18 protein-coding genes and 2 riboswitches are annotated in these 19590 nt (G+C 38.9%); of the genes, 3 read left to right on the top strand and 15 right to left on the bottom strand.

The features are described 5' to 3' along the window. Window position 1 precedes the first annotated feature (1 nt). The 7 genes from BM102_RS01110 to BM102_RS01080 all read right to left on the bottom strand — a co-directional run bounded on the left by BM102_RS01110 (window position 2) and on the right by BM102_RS01080 (window position 6503). On the bottom strand, window positions 2-931 hold the full coding sequence (locus tag BM102_RS01110; RefSeq protein ID WP_090478049.1) for a beta-ketoacyl-ACP synthase III: 930 nt from the start codon (window positions 929-931) through the stop codon (window positions 2-4). Next, the gene (accA, locus tag BM102_RS01105; protein WP_090478046.1) at window positions 932-1783 is read right to left on the bottom strand and encodes an acetyl-CoA carboxylase carboxyl transferase subunit alpha; all 852 of its coding nucleotides are present in this window, start codon (window positions 1781-1783) and stop codon (window positions 932-934) included. It abuts the gene before it with no gap. Between the two features lie 11 nt (window positions 1784-1794). Further along, window positions 1795-2565, bottom strand: coding sequence for an acetyl-CoA carboxylase carboxyltransferase subunit beta (locus tag BM102_RS01100; RefSeq protein WP_242942887.1), 771 nt, complete (start codon window positions 2563-2565; stop codon window positions 1795-1797). Continuing rightward, window positions 2562-3953 carry an acetyl-CoA carboxylase biotin carboxylase subunit gene (gene accC / locus BM102_RS01095; protein WP_090478044.1) on the bottom strand — a complete coding sequence of 464 codons (1392 nt, stop codon included), beginning with the start codon at window positions 3951-3953 and terminating at the stop codon, window positions 2562-2564. Before accC ends, BM102_RS01100 begins: the two co-directional genes overlap by 4 nt. A gap of 2 nt (window positions 3954-3955) precedes the next feature. After that, complete coding sequence (accB, locus tag BM102_RS01090) at window positions 3956-4402, bottom strand: acetyl-CoA carboxylase biotin carboxyl carrier protein (protein ID WP_090478041.1); 447 nt, start codon at window positions 4400-4402, stop codon at window positions 3956-3958. Window positions 4403-4404: 2 nt separating this feature from the next. Beyond that, window positions 4405-4629, bottom strand: coding sequence for an acyl carrier protein (locus BM102_RS01085; RefSeq protein WP_330371737.1), 225 nt, complete (start codon window positions 4627-4629; stop codon window positions 4405-4407). Window positions 4630-4811: 182 nt separating this feature from the next. Then, window positions 4812-6503, bottom strand: a complete 1692-nt coding sequence (locus BM102_RS01080) for a methyl-accepting chemotaxis protein (protein ID WP_090478038.1) — start codon at window positions 6501-6503, stop codon at window positions 4812-4814. A gap of 149 nt (window positions 6504-6652) precedes the next feature. Here BM102_RS01080 and BM102_RS01075 point away from each other — a divergent pair, with 149 nt between their 5' ends. After that, the gene (locus BM102_RS01075) at window positions 6653-8326 is read left to right on the top strand and encodes a diguanylate cyclase domain-containing protein (RefSeq protein WP_090478035.1); all 1674 of its coding nucleotides are present in this window, start codon (window positions 6653-6655) and stop codon (window positions 8324-8326) included. A 7-nt stretch (window positions 8327-8333) separates the two neighbouring features. Here BM102_RS01075 and BM102_RS01070 read toward each other — a convergent pair whose 3' ends face one another. The 4 genes from BM102_RS01070 to hflX all read right to left on the bottom strand — a co-directional run bounded on the left by BM102_RS01070 (window position 8334) and on the right by hflX (window position 14038). Further along, a complete protein-coding gene (locus tag BM102_RS01070; RefSeq protein ID WP_090478034.1) occupies window positions 8334-10007 on the bottom strand; it encodes an SGNH/GDSL hydrolase family protein in 1674 nt (557 codons plus the stop codon). A gap of 113 nt (window positions 10008-10120) precedes the next feature. Next, a complete protein-coding gene (locus tag BM102_RS01065; RefSeq protein WP_242839266.1) occupies window positions 10121-10756 on the bottom strand; it encodes an ECF transporter S component in 636 nt (211 codons plus the stop codon). A gap of 109 nt (window positions 10757-10865) precedes the next feature. Next, a riboswitch (FMN riboswitch) is annotated at window positions 10866-10995 on the bottom strand. Window positions 10996-11046: 51 nt separating this feature from the next. Beyond that, entirely contained in the window at window positions 11047-12666 is a 1620-nt protein-coding gene (locus tag BM102_RS01060; protein ID WP_044935737.1) for a Na/Pi cotransporter family protein, read from the bottom strand. Window positions 12667-12805: 139 nt separating this feature from the next. Next, entirely contained in the window at window positions 12806-14038 is a 1233-nt protein-coding gene (gene hflX, locus BM102_RS01055; RefSeq protein ID WP_090478033.1) for a GTPase HflX, read from the bottom strand. Between the two features lie 127 nt (window positions 14039-14165). After that, a riboswitch (TPP riboswitch) is annotated at window positions 14166-14262 on the top strand. 32 nt (window positions 14263-14294) lie between these two features. On the opposite strand from hflX, the gene thiT reads away from it, so the two are divergent. Further along, on the top strand, window positions 14295-14861 hold the full coding sequence (gene thiT / locus BM102_RS01050; RefSeq protein ID WP_033151688.1) for an energy-coupled thiamine transporter ThiT: 567 nt from the start codon (window positions 14295-14297) through the stop codon (window positions 14859-14861). Between the two features lie 42 nt (window positions 14862-14903). Here the strand turns inward: thiT and BM102_RS01045 are convergent, their stop codons facing one another. The 3 genes from BM102_RS01045 to ispE are packed head-to-tail and all read right to left on the bottom strand — an operon-like array spanning window position 14904 to window position 16921. Continuing rightward, window positions 14904-15320, bottom strand: a complete 417-nt coding sequence (locus tag BM102_RS01045; protein WP_074789966.1) for a YwiB family protein — start codon at window positions 15318-15320, stop codon at window positions 14904-14906. A 14-nt stretch (window positions 15321-15334) separates the two neighbouring features. Further along, window positions 15335-16009, bottom strand: a complete 675-nt coding sequence (locus tag BM102_RS01040) for a GntR family transcriptional regulator (RefSeq protein WP_044935728.1) — start codon at window positions 16007-16009, stop codon at window positions 15335-15337. A 36-nt stretch (window positions 16010-16045) separates the two neighbouring features. Next, complete coding sequence (gene ispE, locus BM102_RS01035) at window positions 16046-16921, bottom strand: 4-(cytidine 5'-diphospho)-2-C-methyl-D-erythritol kinase (RefSeq protein WP_090478029.1); 876 nt, start codon at window positions 16919-16921, stop codon at window positions 16046-16048. Between the two features lie 238 nt (window positions 16922-17159). On the opposite strand from ispE, the gene BM102_RS01030 reads away from it, so the two are divergent. Next, window positions 17160-17894, top strand: coding sequence for a hypothetical protein (locus tag BM102_RS01030; RefSeq protein WP_177194868.1), 735 nt, complete (start codon window positions 17160-17162; stop codon window positions 17892-17894). 79 nt (window positions 17895-17973) lie between these two features. Here BM102_RS01030 and BM102_RS01025 read toward each other — a convergent pair whose 3' ends face one another. After that, a complete protein-coding gene (locus tag BM102_RS01025; protein WP_330371736.1) occupies window positions 17974-19509 on the bottom strand; it encodes an alanine/glycine:cation symporter family protein in 1536 nt (511 codons plus the stop codon). Between the last annotated feature and the right edge of the window lie 81 nt (window positions 19510-19590).

Raw genomic sequence — 19590 nt, 5'->3', positions numbered from 1 at the left:
TCTACCACTCAAGTACCACGGCGCCCCATGTTCGGCCGGCACCGAAAGCGCACATCAGTACCTTGTCTCCTTTTTTTATCTTTCCGCCTTTGACAGCTTCATCCAATGCTAAGCCAACGCTTGCCGCCGATGTGTTGCCATATTTTTCTATGTTTACTACGAATTTATCCATAGGCTGTTTAACTTTTTTAGCTATGGACTCTATGATTCTAAGATTTGCCTGATGCAATACAAAGTAATCAATTTCATCGTAGGTTAAATTCGCTTTTTTAACTGCCTGCTCTATTACCTTTGGAACTGTTGCAACTGCAAATTTGTATGTTCCCTGACCATCCATGTGAATGTATCCATCTGGGGACTTGATGTTAATCATTTCCTCATCACCATCCACGCCAATCACTGACGAATACAGTGAATCAGCTGGTTCAACAACAACTGCTGCAGCACCATCTCCGAATAATACACAGGTGCTTCTGTCTGTCATGTCCATCTTTTTAGAAAGAACTTCTGCTCCGATCAAAAGACCATACTTGGCATTTCTCGCCATCATAAGTGCTCTGATGGTCTCCATTCCAAAAATAAATCCAGAACATCCTGCCCCAATATCAATGGCAATAATGTCATTTGAAAGTCCAAGTCGTCCCTGAATCAAGCATGCAGCTGAAGGAGAAAAATAATCAGCTGATACCGTGCAAACAACAACTACGCCAATTTCATCTTTATTGATTCCTGCATTTTCAATAGCTTCTTTCGCAGCCATTTCTGCAAGGTATGTATGATTCTCATCACCATCGACATAATGTCTTACGCTCATTCCAGTTCTTTGCTTTATCCATTCGTCGCTTGTTTCAACGATTTGTGCTAAATCATCATTGCTAACTAGCTTCTTTGGAGCATAGGCTCCTGTCCCTAAAATCCTTATTCCAGTCATTTACACATTTTCCATTCTTTCTGAAGTTGTTTCCTCCAAATACTCCTTATCGAAATATCTGAACTTTTCATATCTGTGAGTAATCAACTGTTCTGCACTTTTATTCTCAAGTTCCTTCAATGCTGAAGATATCTGTTTATCGATTCTTACATATAATCTGCTGTATTTATCAACATTGTCTGTTTCCGACACAAGCTCAAACCCAGTGCCACGTTCAGAAATTATTCCATCTATTACGCCAAATCCTAAAAGATTCTTTGCTGTAAGCTTCATTACCTCAGCAGCTTCATCTCTCTTTGCACTATCGTGCCAAAGAATGGAAGCAAAGCCTTCTGGAGAAAGAACTGAATAAATGGCATTTTCCAACATATAAACTTTGTTTGCTACAGCTATTCCCAGGGCTCCACCACTGCTTCCCTCACCTGTTACTATGGTGATGATTGGAACCTTAATATCACTCATCTGGGCCAGGTTGTTTGCAATAGCCTGAGCCTGACCATACATTTCTGCTTCAAGCCCTGGATATGCACCAGGAGTATCCACAAATGTAATAATTGGCCTGCCAAACTTTTCAGCCTGCTTCATCAATCGCAGTGCTTTTCTGTAGCCTTCAGGCCCTGGCATACCAAAATTGCATGTCATGTTTTCCTCTGCTGTGCGGCCCTTTCGGTGACCAAGCACAGTCACCGGTCTGCCATGGAACATTGCTATTCCACCATATATACTGGCATCTTCCTTACCTAAAAAATCTCCCTTTTGCTCAAAAAAATCCGTAAACAGATTATCTATATAATCTGTAATCTTTGGTCTGTCTTTATCTCGTGCGTTTAGAACTCTATCAATAGCCTTCATCTGATTCCTCCTTAACTGTGAAGCTTCAGCAGCTTTCCAAGAGTGTTTTTCATATCCTCCCGCTTAACTATCTGATCCACAAATCCGTGCTCTTCCAAAAACTCCGCTCTCTGGAAGCCTTCAGGTAGCTTTTGACCAATTGTCTGTTCAATAACTCTTGGCCCTGCAAACCCGATGAGAGCACCTGGCTCAGCTAAAGTAATATCTCCTAAAGTTGCAAAGCTTGCGCTAACACCGCCGGTAGTTGGATGAGTGAGAACTGTAATATATAATCCACCAGCTTCCTTGAACTTTTGGATTACAGCGCTGGTTTTTGCCATCTGCATAAGGCTTAGAATTCCTTCCTGCATTCTAGCTCCACCACTTGCTGTGAATATTATCAGTGGTAGTTTGTTTTTCATTGCGAATTCAGCAGATCTACAAACTATCTCTCCAAGCTCCATTCCCATGGATGCCATCATAAATTTCTTGTTCATTATGGCAATCACAGTCTTGTAACCATCTATCTGACATGTGCCGGCGATGATTGCATCATGAAAATCTGTTTCAGTTCTAAGCTCCTCTTTCTTTTCAACATATCCCTCAAACTCAAGGGGATTTGTCTCTGGAAAGCTGAACTTGAACTCTTCAAAAGTACCTTCATCTGCAATGTCATTAAGTCTATCCCACACATCATATTCCTTTACAGGTTTGATGGCCGGCTCCAACATTTCTGTTGGGTTTTCACGCAAATCTTTGTATCTATTGAATTTGTTTTTTCTTTGATCTACAGCACTTATCATTCATTATCCTCTGGATATTCTGATGCTGCCTTATCCCAGGAAAGTATTTCATCTAAATGCTCCTCGATAAAGCTAACATTGTAATTTCCCTTTATAAAATCAGGGTGATGCAACAGAAGATAATCAAAATCTCCATTTGTTTTGATTCCATCTGTAACAAGCTCCAAAAGAGCTCTTCGCATACGCCTGATTGTTTCAAGTCGCGTAGGTGCATGAACAATTATCTTTGCCATCATGGAATCATAAAATGGACTGGTTTCATATCCGTTATATAAAAGTGTGTCCACTCTGACTCCAGGTCCACCAGGCACATTTAAAAAAGTAATTTTGCCTGTGTTAGCCATAAAATTCTTTGCCGGATCTTCTGCATTTATTCTGCACTCCATGGCATGGCCTTTGATGTTTACATCTTTCTGCCTGATTTTTAATGGCTCATGAAAAGCTATCCTAATCTGTTGTTTGATAAGGTCAATTCCGGTAACGGCTTCGGTAACGCCATGTTCCACTTGAATTCTTGTGTTCATCTCGATGAAATAGTAATGATTCTTTTCATCCAAGACGAATTCTACAGTACCAGCATTTGTGTAGTTGGCTGCTTTTGCTGCAGCAACTGCCGCCTTTCCCATAGACTTTCGTAAGTCTTCGTTTATATACATACATGGACTTTCTTCAATCAACTTCTGATTCTTACGTTGAATTGAACAGTCGCGCTCCCCTAGATGAATCACATTACCGTGCTCATCCGCTAAAATTTGGAATTCAATGTGTCTTGGATTAACAATAAGCTTTTCAAGATACATTTCATCATCATTGAAGCAAGCCATTGTTTCTGCCTTTGCTTCATCGAAAAGCTTTTTCAGATCCTCTGGTTTATAGACACGGCGCATTCCACGTCCACCGCCACCTGCACTGGCCTTGATCAAAACAGGATAGCCAATCTTCTTAGCTATTTTTTCTAGTTTGCTGTAGTCCGCCACTGGACCATCCGATCCTGGAACTACAGGAACTCCTGCTTTCATCATCATTTTTCTTGCTGCCGCTTTGTTGCCAAGAGCATCCATTGCATCAGCTGTTGGGCCGATGAATGTGATTCCGGCTTCATTGCATTTTCGTACGAATGTAGAATTCTCCGAAAGGAAGCCAAAGCCAGGATGAAGTGCATCGCACTCCATAACCTGAGCAGCAGTAATAATAGCATCCATATTCAAGTAACTGTCTGCTGCTCGGGCTGGACCAATACAAATACTCTTAGTGGCAAGCTTTACATGAAGTGAGTCTTTATCAGCAGTGGAGTAAACAGCAACTGACTCCACATTCATCTCCATGCAGGCTCTAATAATTCGAACTGCAATCTCACCACGATTAGCAATCAAAATACGTTTAAACATATCTAATCTCCTATTAAGAATAGTGGCTGTTCAAATTCCACCACATCCTGATTCTTTACAAAGATTTTTTTGATTACTCCATCCTTTGGTGCAGTGATTTCACTCATCATCTTCATGGCTTCAATTAAGCAAAGCACCTGTCCTTTTTTGACAGAATCTCCAACCTGCACATAAGCATCCTCTTCTGGAGAAGGAGCTGCATAAAAAACTCCTACTAAAGGTGCCAATACTTGTTCACCATCGATTTGTATTTCTGGGCTGTTTTCCACATTATCATTATTATGTGCAGGTGGTATTTGTTCAACTACACGTGTGGCATTTTCTACAACCGGCCCCTGCTCACAATATTTTTTCAACTTGATTTTAGTGTTGTCTATTTCTACTGACAGATAAGAACTTTCACTTTCATCAAAAGCCTTCAAAAGTTCTTTTACATCTTTTAATTCCATGATTATTTATGTGCCTCTAAATAGTTTACGATATCTGCAACTGTCTTGATTTCAGCCATTGCATCCTCATCAATTGTGATACCTGTCTTTTCTTCAACTGCAAGGGAAAGCTCTACTGCATCAAGGGAGTCAGCACCAAGATCATCAAAAAGATTTGCCTCCATTGTAACTTTCTCTGCTGCACAGCTAAGTGTATCAATAATTACTTCCTTTACTGTCTCGAACATAATATTCTCCTTTTCTTTTATCTTAATTTAATTAGTTAAAATGTTTTACATTAACCACCACCTATGATAGCTAAAAAATTTTAGAAGTCAACATAAATCTATAAAATCTTTTAGATAATTATTCTCAAAAAAATAAGGACGCCCTGATTTTACAAGGCGTCCCTGATAATTTAAATTTCTATTTATTTTTTAAGTTCAAAGCGTTCAACTAATCCCTTTAATGAATCAGCATGTTCATTCATTTCGTAGCTAAGAGCAAGTGATTCTTCGGATGTAGCAGCATTGTTCTGACCAACAGATGAAATCTCGCTAATGTTAGCAGACATTTCTTTTACAGATGCAGCCTGTGAATTTGAAGCCTCAGCAATAGTCTTAACCTTATCTGCAATTCCCTGAACCTGAGAAACCATACCATTTAATTTCTCAGCTGTATCGTTTGCAATAGCAATACCTTCCTGTACACTCTGAAGTGATGCATTAATAAGGCCCGCTGTGTTTTGAGCAGCCTCTACAGTCTGACCTGCAAGCTGTGAAACCTCTGTAGCAACAACCGCGAATCCCTTACCAGCCTCACCAGCTCTTGCAGCCTCAATTGACGCATTAAGAGAAAGAAGGTTTGTCTGATCCGCGATAGCATTGATTGTATCGATAATCTTTGAAATCTCCTGAGAAGATGCTGAAATTGCATCCATAGCATTAACAACATCCTGCATTCTCTGGTTTCCTTCAACTATATTCTGTGCAACCACTTCAACTTCCTTGGAAATTTGTGTTGCATCTGTTGAATTACTTGAAATCTGATCTGTAATATTGTTAACAGTAACAGACAAATCTTCTACGATATTTGCCTGAGATGTAACTGTATCTGCAAGGTTCTGTCCAGCTCCCGCTATCTGATTTGCTCCATCAGATACCATATCAGATACTTCCATAATCTCTGTCATAGAATCTGAAATCTGCTGTGAGAATGATTCGATAGCAGTCTGAATTGCTCTGAAATCTCCATCAAAATTCTTTTCAAAACTAATATTGAAATTGCCGTTTGCCATTGTAGACATCTTACTTCCGATTTCATCAATATAGAATGACAAAGAATCTACAGCTGTTCTCAATTCATTTACAACCTTGCCAATTTCATTATCAGCTTCATAATCAATTTCTACATGTACATTACCTGCAGCAATTTCTTCAGTAGCCTTCGCAAGTACAGCCAAATCATTTTCAATTGTTTTAATAAGCGTATCAGCCTTCTTCTTGCTGATTGAACTTACAACTATAAGTCCTCCTACAAGAACAACTACTCCAGCAACAATAATTATAAGTATTGCTTTATATTTTGATGCCGCAGCATTTTCTGCAAGTGTTCCTGTTTCATCAAGTGAATCAGCAAGAGTCTCTGAAACCTCATTCAATGTGGAATTATAATATTCCAATGCACCAGCGGCATCGCCTGCTTCCACCAAATCAAGCATCTCATATGATGCCTCTTCGAAAGCTTTCCAGTTAGTTGTAAGGCGACTTCCCAATTCCTCGTTATTTAAATTGGCAGAAATTGTCGAGAAATATCCCTCAATCTTTGGAAATCTTCCTTCCAAATCCTCTCTCTGCGCTGCAGTAACATCAGAATCGCTAGACGCAAGTGCAAAAAGAAGTCTCTTGTTGATTGTCTGGACATCTTTTCTGATTTCCATCTGGTATGTCTCTGTTACAAACTGAACATTATAGAAGCTATAGATATTCGCAAATACTAAGCCAAAGAATATCAGCATTAGAACAGTTACCAGTAAAAACATTTGGATTGTAAATCCAGAAAAGATACCTAGTTGACCGGCTATTGTAGCCTTGTTTCTTTTTAATTCTTTTTTAGCCCCCATCTTTTACCTCCGCTTTGAACTGTAGAATATTACACAGTTACCATTTAACGCTATTATAGAATAAAGATTTTGCATTATGGGATTTTTCACAACATGTTCATTAAAAGTTCTATATTTGTTGATATAATGCTCCACAAGGAGCGAAAATTATGGATTTATCATTTGTTAGACGACTTGGAGCATTCATATATACATTGATTCTTCTTTTATTCATAGGCTTCGGTTTCTGCTATTCTAACGAAGTCAAATATGAATATAGAGAAAATACTGTATATTTTAGTGATTACTGGAAGGTTAATGGACGCCTTATCACCTTCCCTTATAGCAACCACGACGTTTTCACTATTACAAATACACTTCCTACTGTCTACGGCGATCAAATGCTGGTTCTACGGGCTTATTATGATTCTTTTGAAGTAGCAATCGATGGTGATGTAATTCTAGAGTCAAGAGACAGTTATCTATTCGGCCATAAAACTAATATTGGCCAAAAAGAAATATGGATTCCATTGGAATACTCGTATAGCGGACACGATATATCTGTAACCATTGATTTACAGGATTCACTATATGGTTCCCAGCTTACAGAAGGCTTTATCACTACTCGTTCTTCATATGGCATACGTCAAATGCAACAAAATATCCCTTCCCTCATTCTGTTTGTAATATTTACGGTTATGGGATTGTTTGAGATGTTTATTTCCGGATATTTTATTCTGAAACGTACCGCCTTAATTAGAAAGCTTACTTTTGAAGCCCTCTTCTATGCTGGCGCATTCTCCATCATATCAGCCCAATGGATTATTAATGAAACCCGTGTTCCATTTGTAATCTGGGGACATATGACAGGTTTTTCAATATTAAATGTCATCTCATTTATTCTTATGCCTATGATGTTCTTTGAAATATCACGAGCATTATTTACTCGTATAGGCAAAGTCGACAATATAATTGATGGCATCATAGCCCTGGCTATTGTTCTTAGCTGTCTATTCGCTACAATTGGTATTATTGAATGGGGCACAGTTGTATATGTGGCCCACGCCATTGATTTGCTTGTAATGATCATGGTTGGATACTATTCATACACCACTGTAAAAGATGAGCAAAAGGCAAAAACAGGTCTCGGCATAGCCATTGCAAACTTTATCTTCCTTTTATTTGCAGGAATTGCATTGGTTCAATATGTAAACCATATCGATTACAACTACTTACTCGTTGTTATCATTGATTTGATGATATTCATTATGGTTCAAGTAGGATTGATTTACCGAAGGATTGGCCTGAATGTAAAAGAGGAAAAGGAATTTGCCCAAGCAAAAGTTTACGCATATACAGATGAAATGACAAAGCTTGGCAACCGCCGTCATTTCTATGCCATAGTAGGAGATTATGAAAAACACAAACTGCCAAAGGATTTAACCTATATAGCAATAGATGTGAATAGATTAAAATACACAAATGATAACTTAGGCCACGATGCAGGTGACGAATTATTAATTGGTACAGCCGAATGTCTTAGAAGAGCTTTTAACACCTCTTCTACCAGCACAATTGGCCGTATGGGTGGAGATGAGTTTGCTGTTCTTTTAGTTGCAAACGAGACAGAATTAAACAGAAGACTTTTCAATTTAAAGCATTACCTTTCACATTGGAGAGGAAAGTACATCGACGGAATTTCAATTTCTTTGGGATATGCCTCTGTACGAGAAGATCCTTATGCAAATATAGATACACTTGCAAAGCTTTCTGATGAAAGAATGTACGAAGATAAAAAGCAATATTATGAGGAAACCGGTTTTGACCGCCGGTCCCCTCAATAAATCATCACTATTTCACTAATCCAAATCCAAGGATTGTAAATTTATTTCGAATATCATCTGATTCAACACGTATCTCAACATGATGTGCCGCTGTGGTCTTTTGATTTACCAGGATCAATGGATTGCAGTGGCACCATCTGTTTACATATGGGTCTAAGTCTCTAACAAACTCTCCATCTACATAAGCTTTTGCTACGGCTCCATCCACTTCTCCTGTGTCCTTCATAATAACCACAAGAGCTTTGCATTCCACATCTACCGTAAATACGTTATCAGTATTCTTGCCTCCATCGTACATCCAGTTATATGGGAATTCTGGTGTCAGTTCCAAATCCAACTCACGCTCAACAGACTGAAGCACTGTGTCGGTATATACGAATCCACCTGGATTAATTGTAAGCAAATCTGTGTTGTCTTTTTTATCTACCAAAATCACATCATCAAATGAATTACCAATGGCAGGCTTTGCTTCAAAATCAGGATTATACTCCTTATCTATAGCTGCCTTTTCTATAATGGTTTGCATAAGATTAATGAGGCAATCAGCCATAATTGTATGGCCCAAATTTGTTGGATGGAACATATCATAGAAGAACTGATTCTTTGTAATAATACGTTTTGCTCTATCATAAAACTGAGGTACTACAGAATCCTTCACACTAACCATAGGTAATTCATATCTGATTCCCACTGGCTTTAATCTATCCTGAAGGTTGAAATCATCTGCAAATACAGAGAACAATAAAATTACTGCTGGCTCATAATCAAGCTTAAGAATCTTTCTTACAAGACTCTCATAGCAGTCGCCCTGTGTCTCATCACCTTCATCATTTACAGCAAATTCTACGATTACAAGGTCTGGATTTATCTTTCCATCATTAGTTACATCTCTGTCGAATCGAAGCATACCAAGCTCAGATGGCGTACCGCCAACACCGGCTTTTACATAATGAATATTATCCCCATCTCCGAGAAGCTTCTTAAAGCCTACAAAAGACTTATAAGCGTAACATTCTGTATTTATAGGAGTTGCACCTGCTCCCTGAGTGATTGAACCGCCGATATAGGCAATTGTCACATCCTTGCCGGCTTTCGCTTTTTCAATAAGTTTCCCAATGCGCTTCGTATTTCCAATCTGCATCAGAGAATTGAAAATCATATCCTTATACTCTTTTGAATCCACATCTACAGGAGATTCCTCTTCCTGCTCCGGTGCTTCGAAACCATCATTTAGATATAAGCGAAGTGTGATAAATCCTCTAGCCTTTTCATCCTCTGATGTAAGAATAATCTGGCCTGGTACATTGTCATCCTCTTTCCACTCCACATCCTTTAAATACAGCCTCTGCTCAGAACCATCAGCTGGAATGGTAGCATAGATATTTGCGCCGCCACCATACTGGTCCTTTTTGCCATAAAACTGAAATCTAAAATCTATAGATTGGTTCTTATCCTCCATTTCAATGGACACACCAATACTATGCACAAGCTTTTTAAAACCATCTACCGTTTCAAGGAGCTTCAGCATCTCTTTATCATGCACATTTCCTGTCACTTCCGCACTGTTTGGCAGTCTACATGCATCCTGATAAAGCTCCGTTCTCTTTCCATAAAACTCTTTTTCCTTCATAGTGAAGAAAAATCCCCTGTTCTTTTCTGGATCTGTTGGTGCTTTAACCATATTCCCCCACTCTCCTTACTATAAATATATTTCATAGTATAAAAAAATTCCCACATCATCTACACAAAATTTGCGATGAATGTGGGATAAATTGCTATTTCGATATTCAGTTATTAATTATTGCCCTTAAGAAGTGGTCTAAGTGGCTGATAAATTAAAATTGTAATAATTGCTGAAATCATGCCCTTTACAAATGTAAATGGTACATTAAAGAATAATAAGCACTGCTCAATTGAACTAATCTTTGCAAATGGAGCAACTACCTGGTATGCTGCGATGATTGCTTCCTTTGACATAAAGTTGTAATACACTGGATAAACAATAAAAAGGTTTGATGGGAAGCTAATTGCACCCATAATCAAAGCACCAACAACAGCTCCTAAAATCGCACGCCCCTTTGTCTTTTTTCTGTGATAAATCAAACCTGCTGGAAGCACAAAGCTTGCTCCTAAAATGAAGTTTGAAAGCTCGCCTACACCACCAGTCTGTGTCATTGTCAAATGAAGAAGATTCTTAATAAGACAAACGATAACGCCCCACACTGGTCCCAATGCAAAAGAAGCAATAAGTGCTGGAAGCTCTGATAAATCAAGCTTAATAAAGTTTGGCATAAGAGGAATAGCAGTATCTAAAAACATCAATACGAAAGCTGCTGCTGAAAGCATTGCTGTCACTGTCATATTCCTTACATTTACTCTGCTCTGCACCTTGTTACCTACTCCTTGTCCTGTCATTTGTGTTGAATCCATAATTCAATCCTCCTAAAAATAAAATATTATTAAAATTTAGGAAGTCTCCAAAAATTAATTGTACACAATATAATAGCCCTGAGATTACTCTCAGGGCCTAATTACTATATCGCTTCTTCTTTCATCCAGACTATACTGTCGGTACTGGAATCTCACCAGTTCGGCCCGAAGGCTCGCGGACTTTACCGCCGGTCAGGAATTGAAAACCATCGTTTTCGCACCTTGCCCTGAAGATTTCCTATTTAATTGAGTACAATATACTACACTTTCCCCCGCAGTGCAACCCCTTTTTATGGATGTTCCTTTAGGGCGTAGGCGATGTTGATGGCGTGGTCGGCGCATCGCTCCAGGTCAGTGACCATGTCGGAGAAGATTACGCCGGCAACAGGCTCGCATTTGTTCTCCATGAGACGCTCTACGTGGTGGTTGATGAGCTGCTTCTCCTGCTTATCTACTTTCTTTTCAAGCTTTTCAATCTTGTCTAGGTTCTCATAGTTTTCAGAAGTGAAAATGTCGATGGCAAGCTCAACCTCTTCCATAGAGTTGTCAGCCATTTCCTTAAGCTCCTTGGCTGCCTTCTTTGAAAGCTTTGTCTTTTTATTCTTCATACGAGTTGCATACTCGATGATGTTTTCAGCATGGTCAGAAATACGCTCAATATCTGTAACTGCAATAGTGATTGCAGATATACGACGAAGCATAGCAGGTGTAAGGTTGAGAGTTTGAAGCTTAACCATTGCATCCTGAATAGCGTGGTTGAGGATGTTAACTGTTTCCTCTCGCTGCTCTACGTCCTCAACCTTTTCAGGTGAGTAGTCAAAGAAACAGTCGATAGCTTTTTCAAAGTTTTCAGCTGCGATAGCACCCATTCTGGCTGCCTCAAGCTGTGCCTGGTGAATAGCCATGTTTGGTGGCACATTGTTGACCTGAGTCATGAATACAAGCTGTCTGTCCTCTGCTGCACGAGTCTCCTCTGGAAGCTTTGGAATAAACATGTATGTAAGCTTAATAATGTAATCAGTGAATGGGAAGATAATACAAACTGCTAAAATAGCAAAGATTGTATGTGTGTTAGCTATCTGACGGGCTGGATCAGATGATGTAGACTGAATCCATGTCAGAAGTGGTGTTACATTTATAATAACTACGATTACAATTGCTCTTATTACATTAAACAAAAGGTTCAAAATAGCTGAACGCTTGCCGTTTCTGTTGGCTGTAAGTGATGCCAAAAGGTTTGGTGTAACTGAACCAATGGCTGCACCGATAATCAAGTAAACTGCTACATTGTAGTCCAATATTCCCTGCACGACGAATGTCTGGAAGATAACTGTTGCAGATGATGAGCTCTGAAGTAATGCTGTGAATGCAATACCAAATACAAGAGCTACAAATGGATTTGTTAATCCAGCAAGGAAGTTCTTAAACATCACTGAATTTGCAAGTGGTGCAATGGATGCTTTCATGATTGTGATTCCCTGGAAAAGCATACCGAATCCCATAAAGAAAGAACCTAAATGCTTAACAATATCTCTCTTCATGAAAAGATACATTACTGCACCAATAAACAAAATGAATGGTGTGAATGTAGCAATATTAAAAGCTGTAATCTGTGCTGTGATTGTTGTACCGATATTGGCACCTAAGATAACGCCGATGGCCTGTGAAAGCGCCATCATACCTGAATTTACAAAACCAATAACCATAACATCGGTTGCAGATGAACTCTGAACCAATACTGTCATAGCTATACCAACGATGACTGCTACAAATTTGTTTGTAGTAGCCTTCTCTAGAATAACCTGAAGATTATCTCCACAGCTGTTTTTTAAGCCTGTAGACATAATCGACATTCCGAAAAGAAATAGACCCACTCCACCAAGAAGTGATAATATCTCTGCTAAAGTCATTATTTTCTCCTTCTACCGTACTTTTCCTTCATGAAAAGTAAAATCCTTAATCCTTCTTTTTTTAGTCCTTGATAATCATAACATGTTAGAATGCCATTGTCTAAGTATTTTCTATGATATAAGTAAAATTTGTGTAAATTCAGATATAAGCCTTGATGAAAATACCGTCTTCACGATATTCCTCTGAAATCAATTCTCCTGTCTCTCTAATCTTTGCAATACTTCCAGCTTCTGTGTAAGGCACTAATCGCTCAATATATTCCTTATTTCCACGCATCAAAGTAGCAAGGATTTCTCGCACTTTATCCAGGCCTTTTCCTGTCTTAATGGAAGTGTGTACTGTATAATCAGCTCTTAAATCGTGATAATCCAGCTCATCCTCAAGCTTATCTACTTTATTAAAAATAGTAAGAACAGGTTTGTCGCTAACTCCTAATTTATCCAAAGTCTCGTATACGATTTCCATCTGACGATCCATCTGAGGATTGCTTACATCCACCACGTGAATGATGAAATCTGCATATTTAGCTTCTTCCAATGTACTCTTGAAAGCATCCACCAAATGATGAGGAAGCTTTCTAATGAATCCTACTGTATCTGTGAGCAGAATCTTTTGATCATTATCCAAGAGGAGCTCACGAGTGGTTGGATCAAGGGTTGCAAAAAGAGCATCCCACTCAAGGATGTTTGCATCTGTAAGTTTATTTAAAAGTGATGATTTGCCTGCATTTGTGTAACCAACAATAGCCGCTACAGGCACGCCATTTCGTTGTCGCTTTGAACGTGTAAGCTCACGATGGTTTACAACGTCATTTAACTCTTTCTTCAGCTGAGTAATGCGACCTGCAATAAGACGCTTATCCATCTCCAGCTTTTTCTCACCAGGACCACGAGTTCCGATAGCTCCGCCGCCACCTGCTGCAGTACCACCCACACGAGACATGTTTTTACCAAAGCCAGTCAATCGAGTCATCTCATATCTAAGCTGCGCCAGCTCAACCTGAATCTTTCCCTCTGCTGTGCCTGCACGGGCAGCAAAAATATCAAGGATAATAAGGGTTCTATCCATGACCTTTGTATCTAACGCATCAGCAAGATTGCGCATCTGTGCTGGTGTTAATTCATCATCGCAAACAATACCTGTAGCCTCTGTCTCCCAGATTAGATTTGCGATTTCCTCAACCTTGCCAGAGCCCACATATGTGCCTGGGTTTCTGCGCTCCAGATTCTGCATGATTTCTCCCACAACCTGTGCACCGGCAGTTTCACAAAGCTCTGCAAGCTCGTGAAGGGAATCCTTAGCCTCTACCTCATCCCCTTCATTAACTGATACAAGTATTACTCTTTCTATAATCTTTTCTGTATTTACCATTTAATATCCTATCTTTTCAAAATCTCTTATAGTTACATTCTACAATGTTGTTTTATTTACTGCAATTTAATTGTTATTTTCTCATTGACTATATTTCCTACAAGTGATATTTTTATATCGAAATTAAATATTTTGCTAGGGGCGCATATGCTGAGAGGTGCTTGCACCGACCCTTAATACTTGAACTGGATAATACCAGCGTAAGGAAGCGATAGACGAATCTCCTAGCATTGATGTATGAAGGGAGATTTTTTTAATGATTAATCACATGTCTAACGAAAAAACAAAAATCACATTTTCTGCAAAGCAACTAGCTTTTTGTGCTGCTTCTATGGCACTTGCTTTTGTTTTGTCTAATATTAAGGTATTTAAATTCCCAACTGGTGGCTCAATTACATTACTTTCAATGCTTGTTGCTTGTCTTCCAGGTTTCTGGTTCGGCCCAATCGTAGGAATTATCACAGGTGTTGCCTATGGATTGCTAAACCTCATTGTTGATCCTTATATTCTTTTCCCAGCACAGGTTATTGTTGATTACATACTCGCATTTGGTGCTCTTGGATTATCTGGATTCTTCAAGGATTCTAAATATGGTCTTATCAAAGGTTACATCGCAGCTGTTTTAGGACGCTACGTATTTGCGGTAATCTCAGGATGGATTTTCTTTGGCGAATGGGCTTGGGAAGGTTGGAATCCACTAGCTTACTCACTTGCTTACAACGCAATCTACATCTTTGCTGAGGCTGCTGTAACACTTATCATTCTTTTCATTCCACCAGTAAGAGATGTCATGAACAGACTTAAAAATATGGCTACTGAATAATTCTTAATAACAAAAACGCCAGAGGCAATCTCTGGCGTTTTCTTATTCTAACGTTGCTTTAATTTCTATCACTGTATTGATAGGTTCGCCACCGGCTTCCAAATCGTAATCAATTAAAAGATTGATTTCGGTATCCTTTTGCTCGATTACAAGACGCTTTGTGTGAACCACAATAGTCATCATGCCCATTGGTGTATTGTAAGCATTTCTGGTTCGAGCCCCTGGGGCAAACTCAAGCTTTGATTGAATGTCTCCTTTTTGAGTCAATGTAAGCTTGTTGTGTTCAAAGCTTATTAGACAATCTACCTTTTGGCCCTCTGGCATAACTCGATTATAAGAAAGGTAACGTTTACTACCTCTATCAATAAATGAACCCACATACTCCTCATTTGTAGTCTCTGATTCGTGGCCCATCTTTTGCTTGGAGCAAAGTTTAATATTACATTTTGTTCCTGTCATTATTTATTTCCAATCTATTTTTGTTCTCTAATTAATTCACGAACAGCATTTATCTGATTTGACAAATGAACATGCATTATATCCTTCAGGAAATCTACATCTCTTCTGTCGAAACCGTCAATTATAGATTTATGTTCAGATATAAGCTGCGCGTAAACAGATGGATTCTTTACATATTCGTAACGATATCTGTACATCTGCTCTCTTGCAGAATTGATTATGTTTTCAAGCTTAGGATTTGCAGCTGCTGCATAAATCACATCATGGAATGCCTCATCAGCCTCCACAATCTTGCGAACATCGTCAGTTCTAGTAGCTGACTCAAATGCCTTCATAGCTTCCTTGAGCTCTACAAACTGAGCGTCAGTCATTCTTTCGCAGGCACATACCACAGCAAGAGCATCAAGTGCATCTCTTACTTCCAGTACATCCTGTAAATCTTTTTCTGTCATTTTAGCAACCTGAGCGCCCTTACGTGGAATTGTAACAGCAAGTCCCTCGTGCTCAAGCATTCTGATTGCTTCTCTGATAGGTGTACGGCTAACTCCAAGCTTTGTAGCTAAATGCATTTCCATTAGCCTCTCACCTGGCTTGAGTTCGCCCTTAAGAATAGCTTCGCGTAGGGTGTTAAACACCACATCGCGAAGTGGTAAATAATCATCCATTTGAAGTGTAAGATTTTCAGTCATTCTGTTTAAATCTCCTTATTTCATGTGTGAAACTAATTAATACTTGTTGTTAAAAAGTGTAGTGAGATAAAGCTGCTTTACCAGCTTGCTCTCAGTAAGTGCTTCCTTGGCTGCCTTTGCTGTTTTGTTGTCTTCAAAAAAGCCAAATACAGTAGGACCACTACCACTCATCATTGCGCCAACTGCTCCATAATCCAGCATGATTTTCTTTATATCAGCAATAACTGAATGTAGTGGAATTGTAACCTCTTCGAGTACATTTCCCATGTGGTTGCAAATGGCATGTAAATCCTGATTTTTAATATCTGAAATCAGCTGATCGATGTCTGGATGCTTAACATTGTCAAAGCATGAATCCAAAGATTCATATACCTGCTTTGTAGAAACTGAAATGCCTGGCTTTGCAATAAGCACTGGGCACTTCACCATTGGTGAAAGTGGTGTGAGCACCTCTCCAATTCCCTCTGCCAAAGCTGTACCACGCATTACACAGTATGGTACATCGGCTCCGATTTTAACGCCTCGCTCCATCAAATCTTTTCTGCTGAGATTCAAATCAAAAAGTTTATTTATTCCAAACATTACAGCAGCTGCATCTGTAGAACCGCCTGCCATGCCTGCAGCAACAGGGATATGTTTTTCCAGGCTGATATGCACACCAGTGTGTATATCAAACTCCTCCATGAGAAGCTTTGCTGCCTTAATGCAAAGATTGTCATCGTTAACAGGAAGAAAGCGAAGATTGGTGCTCATGGTAACAGCATCCCCCTCCTGCTTCTTAATGCTGACCTTGTCAAAAAGATTGACTGTCTGCATAATCATTCTTACTTCATGATATCCATTGTCCCTGATTCCTGTAACATCAAGTCCGATATTTATTTTTGCTAATGCTTTAAGATCTATATTATCCATTGAAAAGAAATTACTACTCCATTAAAATTTGTACTTGTGTGTATTTTGTACTTAATTGTTCTTTGTATTCAATCTTAATAAATTTTAACAAAGATACCACACTTTTACAAGAATTTTGTATTAAAATAAATACAATCTAATAATAAATATTTCTCAATTAGCATCCGATAATAAGAATAGGAAAAGGATTTCCATATGGTTTTTTATTCATGGCCACAGTAACAAGGAGGTTATTATTATGGAGTTAAGCACATTAAGCAGCGTATCTTCTAATATAGCAGGTACCTATTCTAAGACTACAAATTCTGATGGTTCGGTTACAGAAACACTTGAATTCAATGCATCAAAACAGGAAATCAGCGCATCAAAGTTTTCCGATGAAGCTGCTGTTTATGAAAAATCTGATGAACAATCACTGACAACAGACAACTACAAAAAGACAGATAGAACTGCTCTTATCCAGCAGTTGAAGGCTGACCAGGAAAAGATGATTAACAATCTTTTAGATATTGTTATGAAAACAATTAATGGTCAGGGAAGCACATTTGCTATTGCTACTCAGGATGATATGTGGAAATTCCTTGCAGAAGGTAAATTCACAGCAGACGAGGAAACAATTGCAAAGGCAAAGGAAGATATTTCCGAAGATGGATACTGGGGTGTTAACCAGACATCTGATAGAATTGTAGATTTTGCCATCGCACTTTCTGGCGGAGATACATCAAAGGCAGACATGCTCTTAGATGCCTTCAAGAAGGGCTACGAGCAGGCAACTGGAACTTGGGGCAAGGATTTGCCAGACATCTCTTCTAAAACTTACGATGCTGTATTAGATAAATTTGAGCAGTGGAAGAATGGCTCATACAGTTCTGGATCTAACTCAGCAAATAATGCAGGTGCAGCCGGTGGAACATCCATCACATATATGGAAAACATTTCCACTGTAAGCTCATCTACATATATTGAGACCTAAAACCATCTTAAAACTAAATAAATCAAGGCTGGTCAAATTGACCAGCCTTTTTTAATGTACATTTTACATAAAATATATTCTATTGTTTTGCTTTCTCATCCCAAACCTTTACATCAATGCCAACAACTTCTGATGTAAATGGTGTGCCATCTTCTTTTTCGTAATGTATCTGGGCTTTTTTAACATACTTAAATCCGATGTATAAAAGTGGAATGTTGCAGTATGCAATCAGAATGTTTGCGAAATCTGATAAATCCCAAAGGGCACCTAAGTCCATTCCTACGATTGATGTAAGCATACCAAAGCAGATAACTATTATATCGAGTATACGAATAACATTTATGAACACCTTGCTTCTGCTGATTCTATTTGCACAGATTTCTGAGAAGGACATGAAGCCTAACAAGCAAGTGAATGCAAAAAGTCCAAAACAAAGTGAAATAAGTAAGGTTACTACTACGTTGAATGCTGTGCCTGGTGTAAGCTCTGCTGCTGAGGCAAGATACTTTGGAAGCTTGCCAAGCTCGAACCATGCTTCGCCTGCATCTGTAAGCCATACACGACCCATGATTACAACAAAGCCTGTAAGTGTACAAATAACAATTGTATCAAGAAAAACTCCAATTGCCTGAACGCAGCCCTGATCACATGGATGCTTTGCATCTGAAGCAGCTGCTGGCATTGTGATTGTACCTTGGCCTGCCTCATTAGACATAAGACCACGCTTTACGCCCTGCATAAGAGCGATTCCAAATGCTCCACCGAAAACTGCTTCCGGCTTGAATGCCTCTGTAAATACTGCGTAGAAGAACCATGGAATTCTTGTAAAGTTGATGACAATAAGTATTACAACAGTTAACACATAAACAATTGCCATTATTGGAACAAGTACATCAGTAACCTTTGAAATCTTTTTTGTTCCACCAAATGAAACTGAGATAGTTGCAATGATAACGATTACAAAGCCAATCCAATATACAGCATGTGTGGTTGGAAGCTCCTGTCCGCTAACAATGCTTGCTATCTGGCCCATTGCAGATACTGTGTTAAATCCCTGTGCTGGGAAGCAAAGCAATGCATAAATAATGTACATAAGTGATAATACAACACCAACTATTGCAGAATTCTTTATAAGTCTGCGTCCATAGAAGGCCATACCACCTACATATTCATCATCTTTTCTCTCTTTGAAAATCTGAGAAAGTGTAGACTCTACAAATGCTGTAGACATTCCAAAGAATGCTGAAATCCACATCCAAAGAAGTGCGCCAGGACCGCCTACTGATACTGCGCCTGTAACGCCAAGGATATTTCCCGGACCTACTCGCATAGCTGTTGAAAGGAAGAAAGCAGCAAGTGGTGAAATACCAGTCTTGGCCTTGCTAGTCTTTAATACTTCTATTCCTCTCTTAAACTTTCTAACCTGAATAAACTTTAGTCTGATTGAAAAATAGATTCCTGAACCAATCAAAAGAATAATCGCTAGTGAAAAGTTGCCCAGAATAGGTATGTTTGCATACCATTCAAAATTTGTTGGGAAATCCCAGAATAAATCGGACACTACCTGTATTTTGCCACAGACAGTGGTAATGATATTTAAAATTGTTTCCATCATTTATCCTCCCTATAGTTACATAATATCTTTTTTGTTTCACTCAAACAATAGAAAAAAGGATTTGAAACGCTGTAAGCATCA

Source organism: Pseudobutyrivibrio sp. JW11 (assembly GCF_900115355.1).
Lineage (GTDB): Bacteria > Bacillota > Clostridia > Lachnospirales > Lachnospiraceae > Pseudobutyrivibrio > Pseudobutyrivibrio ruminis.
The sequence above is the reverse complement of the archived record's forward strand: the minus strand, read 5'-3'. Positions and strand labels throughout refer to the sequence as shown.

What these genes read in the sequence shown, in the direction of transcription:
- BM102_RS01110 (WP_090478049.1), bottom strand. Translation starts at nt 931, where the DNA reads ATGACTGGAATAAGGATTTTAGGGACAGGAGCCTATGCTCCAAAGAAG.
- accA (WP_090478046.1), bottom strand. Translation starts at nt 1,783, where the DNA reads ATGAAGGCTATTGATAGAGTTCTAAACGCACGAGATAAAGACAGACCA.
- BM102_RS01100 (WP_242942887.1), bottom strand. Translation starts at nt 2,565, where the DNA reads ATGATAAGTGCTGTAGATCAAAGAAAAAACAAATTCAATAGATACAAA.
- accC (WP_090478044.1), bottom strand. Translation starts at nt 3,953, where the DNA reads ATGTTTAAACGTATTTTGATTGCTAATCGTGGTGAGATTGCAGTTCGA.
- accB (WP_090478041.1), bottom strand. Translation starts at nt 4,402, where the DNA reads ATGGAATTAAAAGATGTAAAAGAACTTTTGAAGGCTTTTGATGAAAGT.
- BM102_RS01085 (WP_330371737.1), bottom strand. Translation starts at nt 4,629, where the DNA reads ATGTTCGAGACAGTAAAGGAAGTAATTATTGATACACTTAGCTGTGCA.
- BM102_RS01080 (WP_090478038.1), bottom strand. Translation starts at nt 6,503, where the DNA reads ATGGGGGCTAAAAAAGAATTAAAAAGAAACAAGGCTACAATAGCCGGT.
- BM102_RS01075 (WP_090478035.1), top strand. Translation starts at nt 6,653, where the DNA reads ATGGATTTATCATTTGTTAGACGACTTGGAGCATTCATATATACATTG.
- BM102_RS01070 (WP_090478034.1), bottom strand. Translation starts at nt 10,007, where the DNA reads ATGGTTAAAGCACCAACAGATCCAGAAAAGAACAGGGGATTTTTCTTC.
- BM102_RS01065 (WP_242839266.1), bottom strand. Translation starts at nt 10,756, where the DNA reads ATGGATTCAACACAAATGACAGGACAAGGAGTAGGTAACAAGGTGCAG.
- BM102_RS01060 (WP_044935737.1), bottom strand. Translation starts at nt 12,666, where the DNA reads ATGACTTTAGCAGAGATATTATCACTTCTTGGTGGAGTGGGTCTATTT.
- hflX (WP_090478033.1), bottom strand. Translation starts at nt 14,038, where the DNA reads ATGGTAAATACAGAAAAGATTATAGAAAGAGTAATACTTGTATCAGTT.
- thiT (WP_033151688.1), top strand. Translation starts at nt 14,295, where the DNA reads ATGATTAATCACATGTCTAACGAAAAAACAAAAATCACATTTTCTGCA.
- BM102_RS01045 (WP_074789966.1), bottom strand. Translation starts at nt 15,320, where the DNA reads ATGACAGGAACAAAATGTAATATTAAACTTTGCTCCAAGCAAAAGATG.
- BM102_RS01040 (WP_044935728.1), bottom strand. Translation starts at nt 16,009, where the DNA reads ATGACTGAAAATCTTACACTTCAAATGGATGATTATTTACCACTTCGC.
- ispE (WP_090478029.1), bottom strand. Translation starts at nt 16,921, where the DNA reads ATGGATAATATAGATCTTAAAGCATTAGCAAAAATAAATATCGGACTT.
- BM102_RS01030 (WP_177194868.1), top strand. Translation starts at nt 17,160, where the DNA reads ATGGAGTTAAGCACATTAAGCAGCGTATCTTCTAATATAGCAGGTACC.
- BM102_RS01025 (WP_330371736.1), bottom strand. Translation starts at nt 19,509, where the DNA reads ATGATGGAAACAATTTTAAATATCATTACCACTGTCTGTGGCAAAATA.